Origin of the sequence: Bradyrhizobium sp. MOS001 (assembly GCF_004634465.1) — a bacterium.
Taxonomy (GTDB): domain Bacteria; phylum Pseudomonadota; class Alphaproteobacteria; order Rhizobiales; family Xanthobacteraceae; genus Bradyrhizobium; species Bradyrhizobium barranii.
The window spans coordinates 63,207-77,173 of sequence record NZ_SPVJ01000012.1 but is presented as its reverse complement, the minus strand read 5'-3'; the positions used below and the strand labels follow the sequence as shown (position 1 = coordinate 77,173).

The 13,967-nt window shown below is 65.0% G+C and carries 12 protein-coding genes; 9 read left to right on the top strand and 3 right to left on the bottom strand.

The features are described 5' to 3' along the window. Positions 1 to 7: 7 nt before the first annotated feature. The 8 genes from CT676_RS17955 to CT676_RS17920 are packed head-to-tail and all read left to right on the top strand — an operon-like array spanning position 8 to position 6,495. Positions 8 to 1,291, top strand: coding sequence for an NAD(P)/FAD-dependent oxidoreductase (locus tag CT676_RS17955; RefSeq protein WP_193560891.1), 1,284 nt, complete (start codon positions 8 to 10; stop codon positions 1,289 to 1,291). Continuing rightward, entirely contained in the window at positions 1,284 to 1,736 is a 453-nt protein-coding gene (gene soxX, locus CT676_RS17950; RefSeq protein WP_085404492.1) for a sulfur oxidation c-type cytochrome SoxX, read from the top strand. Before CT676_RS17955 ends, soxX begins: the two co-directional genes overlap by 8 nt. Before the next feature lie 4 nt (positions 1,737 to 1,740). Further along, complete coding sequence (locus CT676_RS17945) at positions 1,741 to 2,208, top strand: SoxY-related AACIE arm protein (RefSeq protein WP_085404493.1); 468 nt, start codon at positions 1,741 to 1,743, stop codon at positions 2,206 to 2,208. Then, positions 2,208 to 2,525: a thiosulfate oxidation carrier complex protein SoxZ gene (soxZ, locus tag CT676_RS17940; protein ID WP_014497100.1), complete on the top strand. Its 318-nt coding sequence runs from the start codon at positions 2,208 to 2,210 to the stop codon at positions 2,523 to 2,525. The genes CT676_RS17945 and soxZ overlap by 1 nt, the downstream gene beginning before the upstream one ends. Further along, positions 2,522 to 3,301, top strand: coding sequence for a sulfur oxidation c-type cytochrome SoxA (gene soxA / locus CT676_RS17935; RefSeq protein ID WP_085404494.1), 780 nt, complete (start codon positions 2,522 to 2,524; stop codon positions 3,299 to 3,301). The genes soxZ and soxA overlap by 4 nt, the downstream gene beginning before the upstream one ends. A gap of 58 nt (positions 3,302 to 3,359) precedes the next feature. Then, entirely contained in the window at positions 3,360 to 4,709 is a 1,350-nt protein-coding gene (locus CT676_RS17930) for an extracellular solute-binding protein (protein ID WP_071915996.1), read from the top strand. Further along, on the top strand, positions 4,706 to 5,644 hold the full coding sequence (locus tag CT676_RS17925) for a sugar ABC transporter permease (protein WP_085404495.1): 939 nt from the start codon (positions 4,706 to 4,708) through the stop codon (positions 5,642 to 5,644). The genes CT676_RS17930 and CT676_RS17925 overlap by 4 nt, the downstream gene beginning before the upstream one ends. Positions 5,645 to 5,670: 26 nt before the next feature. Continuing rightward, on the top strand, positions 5,671 to 6,495 hold the full coding sequence (locus CT676_RS17920) for a carbohydrate ABC transporter permease (RefSeq protein WP_085404559.1): 825 nt from the start codon (positions 5,671 to 5,673) through the stop codon (positions 6,493 to 6,495). 58 nt (positions 6,496 to 6,553) lie between these two features. Here the strand turns inward: CT676_RS17920 and CT676_RS17915 are convergent, their stop codons facing one another. The 3 genes from CT676_RS17915 to CT676_RS17905 form a co-directional block, all read right to left on the bottom strand. Beyond that, the gene (locus CT676_RS17915) at positions 6,554 to 8,221 is read right to left on the bottom strand and encodes a regulator (RefSeq protein ID WP_135215067.1); all 1,668 of its coding nucleotides are present in this window, start codon (positions 8,219 to 8,221) and stop codon (positions 6,554 to 6,556) included. A 4-nt stretch (positions 8,222 to 8,225) separates the two neighbouring features. Next, positions 8,226 to 8,930, bottom strand: coding sequence for an isochorismatase family cysteine hydrolase (locus CT676_RS17910; RefSeq protein WP_085404497.1), 705 nt, complete (start codon positions 8,928 to 8,930; stop codon positions 8,226 to 8,228). A 329-nt stretch (positions 8,931 to 9,259) separates the two neighbouring features. Beyond that, positions 9,260 to 10,213: a hypothetical protein gene (locus tag CT676_RS17905; RefSeq protein ID WP_085404560.1), complete on the bottom strand. Its 954-nt coding sequence runs from the start codon at positions 10,211 to 10,213 to the stop codon at positions 9,260 to 9,262. Between the two features lie 164 nt (positions 10,214 to 10,377). Here CT676_RS17905 and CT676_RS17900 point away from each other — a divergent pair, with 164 nt between their 5' ends. Then, positions 10,378 to 13,854, top strand: coding sequence for an indolepyruvate ferredoxin oxidoreductase family protein (locus CT676_RS17900; RefSeq protein WP_135215066.1), 3,477 nt, complete (start codon positions 10,378 to 10,380; stop codon positions 13,852 to 13,854). The last annotated feature ends 113 nt before the right edge of the window (positions 13,855 to 13,967 follow it).

Sequence of the window (13,967 nt, the reverse complement as noted above, 5' to 3'; positions counted from 1 at the left end):
TGCCTGGATGATCCTGATGACCACGCGCCCGGTGACACGGCGGAATGCCGTGCTCGGCATCACCGCGGCCGCCGCAACGCTGGCGCGGCCATCGGTCCTGCGTGCGCAATCGGCAGCACGTATCGTCGTGGTCGGCGGCGGCTTTGGCGGCGCGGCCTGCGCCCGCGCGCTGAAACGCGCGCAGGAAAACCTGCAAATCATCCTGATCGAACCGAACGCGGTCTTCACCTCCTGCCCCTTCAGCAACGAGGTGATTGCGGGCCTGCGTGAGATCGACGCGCAGCAATTCGACTATGACAAGCTCGCCGCCGAGGGCATCACCGTGATCGGCGAGGCCGTGACCACAATCGAGCCGCAGCGGCGCAGCGTCGTGACGACCGACGGCGTCGCGCTGCCCTATGACCGTCTCGTGCTCTCCCCTGGCATCGACTTCCATTTCGAGGCCCTGCCCGGCTATGACGAAGCGGCATCCGAAAAAATGCCGCACGCCTGGAAGGCCGGGGCGCAGACTCTGCTGCTGCGCAGGCAGCTGGAGGCAATGGCGGACGGCGGCACGGTCGCCATCGCGATCCCGGCCAATCCCTCGCGCTGCCCGCCGGCGCCCTACGAACGCGCCAGCCTGATCGCGCATTACCTGAAGACGAAGAAGCCGCGCTCGAAGGTGCTGGTCCTCGATGCCAAGGACAATTTTTCGCAGCAGCGGCTGTTCGAGAAGGCGTGGAAGGAGCTCTATGGCGACATGATCGAGCGCATCGCGCTGTCGCAGGGCGGTCGCGTCACCTCGGTCGATCCTTCGACAAGGACCATCATCACCGAGTTCGGCAACTACACGCCTGATGTCGCCAACGTCATCCCGCCGCAACGCGCCGGCCGCATCGCCGAGATCGCGGGCGCGGCGGATGCGACCGGCTGGTGCCCGATCGATCCCGTGACCTTCGAGTCGAAGCTCGTCCCGAACATCCACGTCATCGGCGATGCCTGCCTCGGCGGCGGCATTCCCAAATCGGCCTCGGCCGCGAGCGCACAGGGCAAGGCCTGCGCCGCCGCCATCGTCAACCTGTTCGTGGGCCGCGCGCCGGAGACGCCGCGGCTGACCGGCGTCTGCTATACAACCGCCGCGCCCGGCTACGGCTTCTCGCTCGCCGGCAACTACCAGCCCAGGGGTGACATCTTTGCCGAGGTCGAAGGCGGCGCGACCAGCCCGGTCGATGCACCACGCGAGCTCCGCGCCCGCGAGGCGGCTGAAGCCGAGCGCTGGTTTCAAACCATCACGGCAGACACCTTTGGCTAGAGCATTCCTTCATATCGCGGCGCTGATCGCCGCCGGCCTTGCCCTGGCTTGCGGCGCAAGAGCCGACGAGCTCGTGCGCTACAAAATCATCGGTGACACCATCCCCGAGCCGCTCACGGGCGCGCCGGCCGATCCCGCGCGCGGACGCGCGCTGGTGGTGGTGCGTTCCACGACCTGCATCCTCTGCCATTCCGGTCCGTTCCCGGAGGCGCGGTTCCAGGGTGACCTCGCACCCGATCTCACCGGCACCGGGAACTGGTGGTCGGCTGGCCAGTTGCGGCTGCGGCTGGTCGATGCATCGCGCTACAACCCGCAGACCATCATGCCGTCCTATTATCGCAACGACGGGCTGGTCCGGGTCGGGCGCAATTTTGCCGGCAAGCCGATATTATCCGCCGCGGAGATCGAAGACATCGTGGCCTTTCTTGTAACGCTTCGGAACTAGCTTCATGCCAACCACGCGACGACAATTCCTGAGTATTGCAGGCGGCGCGACGGTCGCCGGGACGATCCCGATCGTCACGTTGCGACCGCTGGAAGCGACGCCGGCGATGCTCAGCACCGCGATCCGCAACGTCGTCGGCGAAGCCCAGATTCACACCGGCAAAGTCAAGCTCGACATTCCGCCGCTGGTCGAGAACGGCAACACCGTGCCGGTGACGGTGAGCGTCGCAAGCCCGATGACGGCGACCGATTACGTCAAGAGCATCCACGTCTTCAACGAGAAGAACCCGCAGCCGAACATCGGTAATTTCTATCTCAACCCCTCCTCCGGCCGCGCCCAGGTCTCGACCCGCATGCGGCTGGCCGACACCCAGAAGGTGGTGGCAATCGCACGCATGTCCGATGACACGTTCTGGCAGGTCGCCGCCGACATCGTCGTGACGCTGGCCGCCTGTACCGAGGAGATGAACTGATGGCCGCGCTCATCAACGTTCCGGCAAAGGCCAAACGCGGCGATGTCATCGAGATCCGCACGCTGACCTCGCACATCATGGAGACCGGCTTCCGCCACACCGCGGACGGCGCGCTGGTGCCGCGCGACATCATCACGAGTTTTACGTGCCGCTACAATGGCACCGAAGTTTTCCGCGCCGACCTGTTTCCGGCGATCGCGGCCAACCCATACCTCTCCTTCTTCACGGTCGCGAAGGAGAGCGGCAAGTTCGAATTCGAATGGATCGGCGACAACGGCTATTCGTCGACCGCATCGGCCTCGATCACGGTCGAATGATCTTTTGGCGCGCGATAGCGGCGGCAACATTGTTGGCCGCGGCCCCTGCCCTGCTCGCCGGCGAAATTCCGCCGGACGCGCGCCGCTCCGGCTATTCGTTCATGGGGCCGGACACGCGCGCGATGCAGGATGACGACACGTCCAATCCGGGCATGCTTTTCGTGCTCGACGGCGAGGCGCTCTGGGCGAAGAAGGCCGGCAGCGCCGACAAGGCCTGTGCGGACTGCCATGGCGATGCAACGACCAGCATGAAGGGTATCGCGGCGCGCTATCCGGCCTTCGACAAGGCGCTGGCGCGCCCCGTCACCCTCGACCAGCGCATCAACCTCTGCCGTGCCAATCATCAGCAGGCGCCGGCGCTGCCCTACGAGAGCCGCGACCTCCTGGCGCTGTCCGCCTTCGTCGCACACCAGTCCCGTGGCGTCGCGATCACGGCTGGCGATGATCCGGAACTGAAGCCTTTCGTGGCGCAGGGCCGCGACCTCTTCATGCGGCGCGAGGGCCAGCTCAACCTCGCCTGCACCAATTGCCACGACGACAATTTCGACAAGCGTCTTGCGGGCGCGCCGATCACGCAAGGGCAGCCGACCGGCTATCCGCTCTACCGCCTGGAGTGGCAGACGCTGGGGTCGATCGAGCGAAGGTTGCGCAGTTGCATGACCGGCGTACGCGCCCAGGCCTATGATTACGGCGCGCCCGAGCTGGTCGCGCTTGAACTCTACCTGATGTCGCGGGCGCGCGGCCTGCCGATGGAGACGCCTGCCGTGCGTCCCTGAGTCCCCAGATTAGGACTAGGTAGGCGTGGCACGGCCGTTAGTATCCCTCCCAAAGAAAATGAATCAGAGGGAGGGATTTGACGTGGCCAACCATAACATCTCGCGCCGCACGCTGTTGACGGGGACCGCCGCGGCTGGCGCGCTCAGCCTGACCGGACTACCGGCACGCGCCGAGGTCAACTGGAAGAAATACGCCGGGACCAAGCTGGAGGTGATCCTCGCCAAGGGTCCGCGCGGCGACAACCTGCAAAAAAACATCAAGGAGTTCACCGAGCTCACCGGCATCCAGGTGGAATCCGAACAGATCCCGGAGCAGCAGCAGCGCCAGAAAGTGGTGATCGAGCTGACCTCGGGCCGGCCGAGCTTCGACGTCGTCCATCTCAGCTATCACGTCCAGAAGCGGCAGTTCGAAAAGGGGGGCTGGCTCGCCGACCTGACGCCCTTCATGAAGGATCCGACGCTGACGGCACCCGATCTCGTCGAGAGCGATTTCTCGGCCGCCGGCCTGCAATACGCCAAGAACGACAAGGGCCAGATGCTGTCGCTGCCCTGGTCGGTCGATTACTTCATCCTCTACTACAACAAGGAGCTGTTCCAGAAGAAGGGCGTCGCCGTCCCCAAGACCCTCGACGAGATGGTCGCGGCCGCCGAAAAACTGACCGACACCAAGGAAGGCACCTACGGTTTTGTCGGACGGGGCCTGCGCAACGCCAACATGACGTTGTGGACCAACTTCTTCCTCAACTATGGCGGCGAATTCCTCGACGCCAAGGGCAACATCCTGACCGACGGTCCAGAGGCTGTAGCCGCGACCAAGCTCTACCAGACGCTCCTCACGAAGGTCGCCCCGCCAGGCGTCGCCGGCTTCAACTGGATGGAGTCGATGGCCTCGTTCACGCAAGGACGTTCGGCGATGTGGATCGACGGCGTCGGCTGGGCGCCGCCACTGGAGGACCCCGCCGCCTCGCGCGTCGTCGGCAAGGTCGGCTACACCGTCGTGCCGGCCGGACCGAAGGGGCAATATTCGGCCACCTATGGCGACGGCATCGGCATTGCCGCGGCGAGCAAGAACAAGGAAGCCGCCTATCTGCTCTGCCAGTGGGCGGTCTCGAAGCAGCAGGGCGCGCGGCTGTTGCAGGCCGGCGGCGGCGTCCCGTTCCGCAACTCGATCCTCGGCGATCCCGAGGTCCAGAACGGCGTGAAGATGCCCAAGGAGTGGCTGCAGTCGGTGATCGATTCCGCCAAGATCAGCAAGCTCGGCCTTCCCGTCGTGATCCCGGTCGCCGAATTCCGCGATCTCGTCGGCGCGGCCCTCACCTCGACACTATCGGGCGCCGATCCCGCGACCGAGTTGAAGAAGGCTCACGATCAGTACCGGCCGATCCTGGAGCGCAGCGAAAAAGCGTGAGTGCGTTGACACAATCGACTCCGGCCGCGGCACGGTCCGATGCCGCGCCGGAGAAGGAATTGCGGCCGCCGTCCTACTGGCCGTTCGTGGTGCCGGCGCTGGTCGTCGTGCTCGCGATCATCATCTTCCCGTGGGTCTTCACGATCTGGATGAGCCTGAACGAGTGGAAGGTCGGCTCACCGACCACCTTCGTCGGGTTCTCCAACTATCTGCGGCTGACGAGCGATCCCCGCTTCATCGAGGCGGTGGGCCACACCATGGTCTACACTTTGCTGTCGGTGCTGCTGCCGCTGATCCTCGGCACGTTCGCGGCCGTCGTGTTTCACCAGAAATTCGCCGGCCGCGGCTTTCTGCGCGGTATCTTCATCATGCCGATGATGGCGACCCCCGTCGCGATCGCGCTGGTCTGGACCATGATGTTCCACCCGCAGCTCGGCGTGCTGAACTACCTCTTGTCGCTGGTCGGGATACCTGCGCAGCTCTGGGTCTTCCACCCCGCGACCGTCATTCCCTCGCTCGTGCTGGTCGAGACCTGGCAATGGACGCCGCTGGTCATGCTGATCGTGCTCGGCGGCCTCGCCGCCATCCCGACCGAGCCTTATGAAAGCGCGCAGATCGACGGCGCCAGCTTCTGGCAGGTGTTCCGCTTCATCACCCTGCCGTTGATCATGCCGTTCCTGTTCATCGCCGGCATGATCCGCATGATCGACGCCGTGAAGAGTTTCGACATCATCTTCGCGATCACGCAGGGAGGACCGGGCTCGGCGTCGGAGACGATCAACATCTATCTCTACAGCGTCGCCTTCACCTATTACGACCTCGGCTACGGCTCGGCGATCGCGGTGGTGTTCTTCCTCCTCATCGTCGCCCTCGCGGCCGTGATGCTCTATGCCCGCCAGCGCATGCTGTGGACCGAAATTGCGAGCGGCGCATGAGCCCAAGTCAAGTCAACCCAAGTCGAATCAACCTACGTCAGGTCATTGGCAGGATCGGTCTGTGGCTGTCGGTGTTCGTCATCGTGTCGCCGGCGATCCTGTTCTTCCTCTGGATGGCGTCGCTATCGCTCAAGTTCGAGGTCGACAATGCCGCCTACCCGCCGGTGTTCTTCCCCGATCGCATCGCCTGGAAGAACTATGCCGACGTGCTCGCTTCCAACCGCTTCCTGACCTATTTCGTCAACAGCCTGATCGTCACCGGCGGCGCGACCACGCTGGCCCTGCTCGTCGGCGTTCCCGCCGGCTACGGCATCGCGCGCATGGCCGCGCACAAATCCGCGATCGTGATCCTGATCGCGCGCATCACGCCCGGCCTGTCCTATTTGATCCCGCTGTTCCTGCTGTTCCAGTGGCTCGGATTGCTCGGCACGCTGGTGCCGCAGATCATCATCCATCTCGTCGTGACGGTGCCGATCGTGATCTGGATCATGATCGGCTATTTCGAGACCACGCCGCTGGAGCTGGAGGAAGCCGCGCTGATCGACGGCGCCACGCGGTGGCAGGTCTTTCGGCACGTCGCCCTGCCGATCGCCAAGCCCGGGATCGCGGTCGCCTTCATCCTCGCCGTGATCTTCTCCTGGAACAATTTTGTGTTCGGCATCGTGCTGGCCGGACGCGAGACGCGCACCCTGCCCGTCGCCGTCTACAACATGATCTCGTTCGACCAGTTGAGCTGGGGCCCGCTCGCCGCCGCCGCGCTGATCGTCACCCTCCCGGTGCTGCTGCTCACAGTGTTCGCCCAGCGGCAGATCGTGGCCGGGCTGACCGCGGGCGCGGTCAAGGGCGGGTAGCAAATGAAGCAGCCGGGCGACACGACATCGCCCGGCTGCGTTTCATGTTTTCCGATGCCTACTCCGCCGGCGCGGCGTGCATCTCCGGATGGGTGGCATAATGCTCGGTGGCGCCGAGCCTGCTGGCCGCGAACAGTCCCGCCGCCATCACCGCGTAGGCGAACGCCACCGCGGGCGTGACGCCGAAGCCGCCGCCGATACCGACGGCTTCGCCATGCATGAAGCCGAAGTAGGTGAGCACGGCACCGACCAGCGCGAAGGCCGAGGCCTTCTCGAAGTCGCGCTCGATGATGAAGACACCGATCGCACCGAGGATGAGGCCGCCGAGGATGGAACCGCCGCCCATCACCTCCAAGCCGTGATAGAACACGCCCTGCTGCGGCAGCGCGGCAATCGCCGCGGCCTTGACCGCGTCGGCCTTGTCGGCGGCGAGACCGCCGACAGAGGTCGCCGCCATCATGGTCGAGCCGAGCATCGTGTCGATCTGGAGCTTGGCCCAGGCGGCAAGATGCGGCGTCAGCGCCAGCACGATCGCGGGCGCGTGCTTGACCGGCGTGGTCTGGAACGCCTGCGCACCGATCAGCATGCCGATATAGAGCAGGATCGGCGAGATCGCGACGACGGGCACGAGTGCCAGCAGCACCGAGATGATGCCGAACCAGGCCAGCACCACCACCATGATGCCGGTCGCAGCCGAATAGCCGATGCGGCCGCCCATCGCCTTCCAGCCGGGATGACCGATATAGACGGCGTTGATGAAGGGGTTGCCCATCAGGCAGCCGATCAGGCTGACGACGCCGTCGGCGGTGAGCGCCCGCGTGGTCGGATATTCGTCGCCCGCCGCTTCCGCGCTCTCGACATTGTCCATGGCCTCGACGAGGTCGTAGATGCCGAAGGGAATGGCGGTAACCAGGATGATGCCGAGGAATTCGAAGCCCGAGAAGACGTAGCCCACCGCCGGGATCGGCACCGAGAAGCCGAAGTTCGCGAAAGCGTCGCCGACTCCCTTGACGCTCAGCCCACCGAGACCGAGGCCGAACAGGTTTGAGCCCCAGGCGATGACCATGCCGACCGCGATCGCGACGAGGCCCGCGGGAATGCCGCGCCAGTATTTCACGCCGCCGAACCAGCTCACCAGGATGATGGCGAAGCAGACGAGACCAATCTGCGGCGTCATGTACATCTCTAACGCCGGACGCATCGAGATGAAGGTGACGGAGACGCCGGCGAGCGTGCCGAGCAACGCCGCGCGCGGCGTGATCTTGCGGATGAACGGCGCGATGAAGCCCCCGATCATCAGGATAAAGCTCTGGAAGAACACCCAGACGAGGCCAGCCGACCAGCCCTTGAGCGGATCACCGGTCTTGATCGTGATCGGCAGCATGATCACGAAGGTGACGATGAACATGTGCGGTACGCTGACGCCCGAGGGCAGTGCGCAGACATCGTTGCGGCCCGTCTTCTGCGCCAGCCGATAGGCGAGATACGCATAGTAGAAGGTGGAGAGGCACATCATCAGCCCGAGCGCGGGCAGGATGCGGCCGAACACGAGACTATCAGGCATCTTCAAAACGAAGCGCAGCAGGCCCGTGAGCACCAGCATGTTGACGAGGATGTTGGTGCCGAAGCCGAAGAACGCGTTCCAGTCGCCCGATGTCCATAGTGCCGGCTTGAACTCGGACTTGCTCAGATCAGATTTGCCGGCCGTCCCCGTCAATGTGCTCATGATGCTACCCCTGTGTGGTCGAAGTCTTCATTGCCTCCAAGACTGCGGCTGAGTCCGCGACCCAGCCGAAGATGCCGCCTTGGGCCTTGATCATCTTCAGGCCCATCTCGTGAAATTCGGGGAAGTAGGATGCGCAGCCGTCGGAGATGACGACGCAGCGATAGCCGCGGTCATTGGCCTCTCGCACGGTGGTGTTGACGCACACTTCCGTGGTGACGCCGCAGACGAGCAAGTTCTCAATGCCGTATTTCTCCAGCACGTCCGTGAGCTCGGTGGCGTAGAACGCACCCTTGCCGGGTTTGTCGATCACGACTTCGCTGTCGAGCGGATAAAGCTCGGGAATGATGTCGTGGCCGGCCTCGCCGCGAATGAGAATGCGCCCCATCGGGCCGGGATCGCCGATGCGCAAGGACGGGGCGCCGCGCTCGACTTTTGCGGGCGGCGCGTCGGACAGATCAGGCAGATGCCCCTCGCGCGTGTGGATCACCAGCATGCCGGTGTCACGTGCCGCCTTCAGCACCGCGCCGATCGGCTTTACCGCGCGCGCGAGCTGGCTGACATCGTTGCCCAACGTCTCGCCGAAGCCGCCCGGCTCCATGAAATCCCGCTGCATGTCGATGATGAGAAGCGCGGTGGCAGGCCAGTCGAGCCTGATCGGCTCGGGCTCGGCGCTGATGACGCCCAGTGTCGGCTTGGTCGAGCTCAACATGACTCAAGGCCCCCGCGAGAACTCTCTTTGCCAGGAGTTCTGCAAACGCCGTGCCATTGTGTACAATAGCGGTGGGGCACAGGCCGCGAGAGAATTTGCTGCGTACTCAGAAGGTTACGCCGGCGATCGGCGCCTGCTTATTCCCTGTGCGACGGCTTTGCGACGTGCAGTTGCTTAAAGGATGAGCGGGCGGCGACGGACTCGCTCGCCGTCATTCCGTGGCGACGCGACAGCGTCGAGCCCGGAATCCATCGGGCCGCAGTACGCGAGGAAAGTGGATTCCGGGTTCGCGCTGCGCGCGCCCCGGAATGACGGCGGAGGCCGTAGCGCTACCGCCCCGTGCCGTACAGCTGCCGATACTCCATCTCATACGGCGCATACGAATCCTTCAGCGTCGCCATGTTGAGCAGCATGGTGGCCACCACCGCGCCCGTCTTGCCGAACACGCGCGTTTTAATCCAGGCACTCTCGGTGCGGCGGCTGCCGGAGAGTGCGACAACCTCACGCTCGATTTCGTACTCTTCGTCGACGAAGAGCGGCCCCTTGATCAGCCTGATCTCCTGATCCGCGAACAGGCCGACCGCCGGCCCCTTGGCCGGCAGCGGGTCGTCCTTGGAGCGGTACTGGAACAACACGCTCAGCATCTCCATCGGGATGATCGCTCTGCCCCAAGGATTGTCGGCGCCGGAATAACACGGCGAGTTCTCGGTGATGACGGCGAGCTTTTGCCTGAGGGAGAACGGATAGAGGTCGCCCATGTTCTGGTCGAACGCCATCCGCACCGCCTGCCGTTTGCTCGTCTGCGCCACCTTCACATCGCGCAGGATCACGGGATCGGCGAGCGGCTTGAGCTCGGTGAGGCGCGCCTCGAGCGCGGTCGCCGCATGCGGTTCGCCGACCGAGGCCGTGCCCCGCAGCACCTCGGTGCCGTCGCGCTTGACCATCTGGATCTGGCACTGGCTCGTGCCGGGCAGCGGCTTCGATAGCATCGCCTGCACCTCCTCGCCTTCGAAGCAGGCGTTGCGGTAATGCGCGGACAGGCAACCGCTCTCGAACCAGGCCTGCCCCCACAGCCGCGCGCCGAGCGGGGCGAACTGGCTGAAATGCGTCGGGCCTTCGATGGTGCCGCCCTTGAAGCCGAGCTTCTGCGCGGTGGCATCGTCGTGGATCGAGGCGTGCGCGTCATAGACTTGCGCGTGCAGCATCTGGCGCGGCTGGCGCCACGGCCCGATCAGCGCCTCGGCCGTCTCTGTAATCTCGGTGTCGAATGCGTTTGCAGCCATGGTGTCCTCCACAGGCAGCCATGACTAGCAGGAGCGCCACGGATGCGGCTAGCCGTATTGACTTCGCCGGCCCATGCTCTTGACTGTCACAATTCGCGTCGCGCCGCCGCTATCCCTCCCGCAGCGCAAACCCCCACGCCGAACGAGAGACGAGGACTCCTGAAATGACGCTGATGCAGGTCGAGCTGGACGACAAATACCGGCTCGAATCGAAGCGGATCTTCCTGTCCGGCACGCAGGCACTGGTTCGGTTGCCCATGTTGCAGCGCGAACGCGACCGGCTCCAGGGGCTCAACACAGGCGGTTTCATCTCGGGCTATCGCGGTTCCCCGCTCGGCATGTACGACCACGCGCTGTGGCGCGCGAAGTCGCACCTCCAGCAGCACGACATCGCCTTCGTCCCCGGCCTGAACGAGGACCTGGCTGCGACCGCCGTCTGGGGCAGCCAGCAGGTCGGCCTGTTCCCCGGCGCCAAGGTCGATGGCGTGTTCGGCATCTGGTACGGCAAGGGCCCCGGCGTCGACCGCTCGGTCGACGCGCTCAAACATGCGAATGCGGCCGGCACCTCGCTCAATGGCGGCGTGCTCGCGCTTGCCGGCGACGACCATGGCTGCCAGTCCTCGACGCTGGCGCATCAGAGCGAGCAGGTGTTCGCGGCGGCGCTGATCCCCGTGATCAATCCGGCGACGCTCCAGGATTATCTCGACCTCGGCCTCTATGGTTTTGCGCTGTCGCGCTTCTCCGGCTGCTGGGTCGGCTTCAAGGCGATCAGCGAGACCGTCGAGAGTTCGGCCTCGATTGACAGCGATCCTGAGCGTATCAAGATCGTACTTCCAGACGATTTCGAGATGCCGCCTGGCGGCCTCAACATCCGCTGGCCCGATCCGCCGCTGGAGGCCGAGCGACGTCTGTTCGGCCCGAAGATGGCCGCCGTGCAAGCCTTTGCCCGCGCCAACCAGCTCGACCGCATCGTGCTCGATTCCAAGCCGGCACGGCTCGGCATTCTCGCGACCGGCAAGGCCTATCTCGATCTGCGCCAGGCGCTGGCCGATTTGGGCATCACCGACAAGGACGCGCAGGACCTCGGCCTGCGCATCTACAAGGTCGCACTGACCTGGCCGCTGGAGGAAAGCGGCGCCAGGCGCTTCGCCGAAGGTCTTCAGGACGTGCTCGTGGTCGAGGAGAAGCGCGGCTTCATCGAAGACCAGCTGATGCGCACCCTCTACAATATCGCTGCGTCCAGGCGCCCGACCGTCACCGGCAAGCGCGACGAGCGCGGAGCACCGCTGTTGCCGAGCGAGGGCGAGCTGACGCCGACCATTGTCGCAGGGGCGCTGGTGGCACGCTTGCGCAAGCTCGGGCATCACAGCCCGGTGCTGGAGCAACGCCTCGCCCGGCTCGAGGCCTTCGACAATCCCGTCACATCAAGCACGCAGATCAAGCTCGCGCGCACGCCGTTCTTCTGCTCGGGCTGCCCGCACAACTCCTCGACGCGCGTGCCCGAGGGCAGCCGTGCCATGGCCGGCATCGGCTGCCACGGCATGGCCCTGAGCATGCCGACCCGCCGCACCGATCTAATCTCGCATATGGGTGCCGAGGGCGTGAACTGGATCGGCCAGTCGCCCTTCACCACCGAGAAGCACATTTTTCAGAATCTCGGCGACGGCACCTACACCCATTCCGGACTTCTCGCCCTTCGCGCGGCATCGGCCGCGGGCATCAACATCACCTACAAGATCCTCTACAACGACGCCGTCGCGATGACCGGCGGCCAGCCGGCCGAAGGCGCCTTCAACGTCGCGCAGATTGCGCACCAGGTCTGGGCCGAGGGGGTCAAGCGACTCGCGATCGTATCGGACGATCCGACGAAGTATCCGGAAGGCAACTACTTCCCGCAGGGGGCGACCATCCATCACCGCCGCGAGCTCGACGCCGTGCAGCGCGAGCTGCGTGACATCAAGGGCCTCACGGTCGTGATCTACGACCAGACCTGCGCCGCCGAAAAGCGCCGCCGCCGCAAGCGCGGGCTCTATCCCGATCCCGCCAAGCGTGCCTTCATCAACGAGCTCGTCTGCGAAGGCTGCGGCGATTGCTCGCAGGCCTCCAACTGCGTCTCGGTGCAGCCGCTGGAGACCGAGTTCGGCCGCAAGCGACAGATCGACCAGTCGAACTGCAACAAGGACTTTTCCTGCGTCGAAGGTTTCTGCCCGAGCTTTGTCACCGTGCATGGCGGCAGCCTGAAGCGGTTGAAGACGTCGGCGGTCGATTCCGGACAGTTGTTCGCCGACCTGCCGCTGCCTCCTGCCCGCGAGCTCGAGGCGCCGTACAACATCCTCGTCACCGGCATCGGCGGCACCGGCGTCATCACCATCGGCGCGCTGCTCGGCATGGCCGCCCATGTCGACGGCCGCGGCTGCTCGGCGCTCGACTTCACCGGCCTGTCGCAGAAGAACGGCGCGGTGATGAGCCATGTCCGCATCGCGCGGAGGCCGGAGGATATCTCCGCGGTCCGCATCACCACCGGCGGCGCCGACGTCATCCTCGGCTGCGACATGATCGTCTCGGCAGGTCCCTCCGCGCTCAGCCGCGCCGAGCGCGGCGTGACCAAGGCCTACATCAACACCGACCTGCAGCCGACTGCGAGCTTCGTGCAAAACCCCGATCTCGACTTCGAGATGGGCACGATGCAGACCGTGCTGCGTGACGCCGTCGGCGACACGAACCTCGACATCATCGACGCGACAGGCATTGCCTCAGCCCTGATGGGCGACTCGATCGCGACCAATCCCTTCATGCTCGGCTTCGCCTTCCAGAAGGGCGCGATCCCACTGTCGCTGGAGGCTCTCCTCCGCGCCATCGAGATCAACGGCGCGGCGATCGAGATGAACAAGCTCGCCTTCACATGGGGACGGCTGGCCGCCCACGACATGTCGCGCGTGCGCAGCGTACTGCAGTTCAAGAGCCGCGCTTCCGCGCCGACGAAGTCGCTCGACGACGTGATCGCGACCCGCGCGGAGTTTCTGACCGGCTATCAGGACACTGCCTACGCCGACCGTTACCTCGCGGCCGTCGCCAAGGTGCGCAAGGCGGAGAGCACAGTCTCGCCCGCCTCCACCGAGTTGACCGAGGCGGTCGCGAAAAACCTGTTCAAGCTGATGGCCTACAAGGACGAGTACGAGGTGGCGCGGCTCTACACCGACGGCAGCTTTGCCAAGAAGGTGTCGGAGAAGTTCGATGGCGACTTCACGCTGAAATACCACCTCGCCCCGCCGATCTTCGCGCAGCGCGACAAGACGACCGGGCACCTTCAGAAGAAGGAATTCGGCGGCTGGATGGTCCACGCCTTCCGCGTTCTCGCCAAGCTGAAGTTCCTGCGGGGCGGCGCGTTCGACCCGTTCGGCCGCACCGAGGAGCGCCGGACCGAACGTAAGCTGGTCGCGGATTATCTCGGCATGATCGACCAGCGGATGGCCGGGCTGAAGGCGGAGCAGATCCCGCTGCTGGCGCGGCTCGCCCGCGTGCCCGAGACGATCCGCGGCTTCGGCCACGTCAAGGAAGCCAACATCAAGCTCGCAGCGGCCGAGACAGCCCGGCTGGAAGCCGAGCTGGAGAACAGCCGCTTTGCGGCGGCGGCGGAGTAGCGGTTAGGACGCAAACTCTCTCCACGTCATTGCGAGGAGCGAAGCGACGAAGCAATCCAGAGTCCCTCCGCGGAGGCAGCCTGGATTGCTTCGCTGCGCTCGCAATGACGGAG

What these genes read in the sequence shown, in the direction of transcription:
- soxZ (WP_014497100.1), top strand. Translation starts at nt 2,208, where the DNA reads ATGGCCGCGCTCATCAACGTTCCGGCAAAGGCCAAACGCGGCGATGTC.
- CT676_RS17910 (WP_085404497.1), bottom strand. Translation starts at nt 8,930, where the DNA reads ATGTTGAGCTCGACCAAGCCGACACTGGGCGTCATCAGCGCCGAGCCC.
- soxA (WP_085404494.1), top strand. Translation starts at nt 2,522, where the DNA reads ATGATCTTTTGGCGCGCGATAGCGGCGGCAACATTGTTGGCCGCGGCC.
- CT676_RS17930 (WP_071915996.1), top strand. Translation starts at nt 3,360, where the DNA reads ATGAATCAGAGGGAGGGATTTGACGTGGCCAACCATAACATCTCGCGC.
- CT676_RS17945 (WP_085404493.1), top strand. Translation starts at nt 1,741, where the DNA reads ATGCCAACCACGCGACGACAATTCCTGAGTATTGCAGGCGGCGCGACG.
- CT676_RS17900 (WP_135215066.1), top strand. Translation starts at nt 10,378, where the DNA reads ATGACGCTGATGCAGGTCGAGCTGGACGACAAATACCGGCTCGAATCG.
- CT676_RS17905 (WP_085404560.1), bottom strand. Translation starts at nt 10,213, where the DNA reads ATGGCTGCAAACGCATTCGACACCGAGATTACAGAGACGGCCGAGGCG.
- CT676_RS17915 (WP_135215067.1), bottom strand. Translation starts at nt 8,221, where the DNA reads ATGAGCACATTGACGGGGACGGCCGGCAAATCTGATCTGAGCAAGTCC.
- CT676_RS17955 (WP_193560891.1), top strand. Translation starts at nt 8, where the DNA reads ATGATCCTGATGACCACGCGCCCGGTGACACGGCGGAATGCCGTGCTC.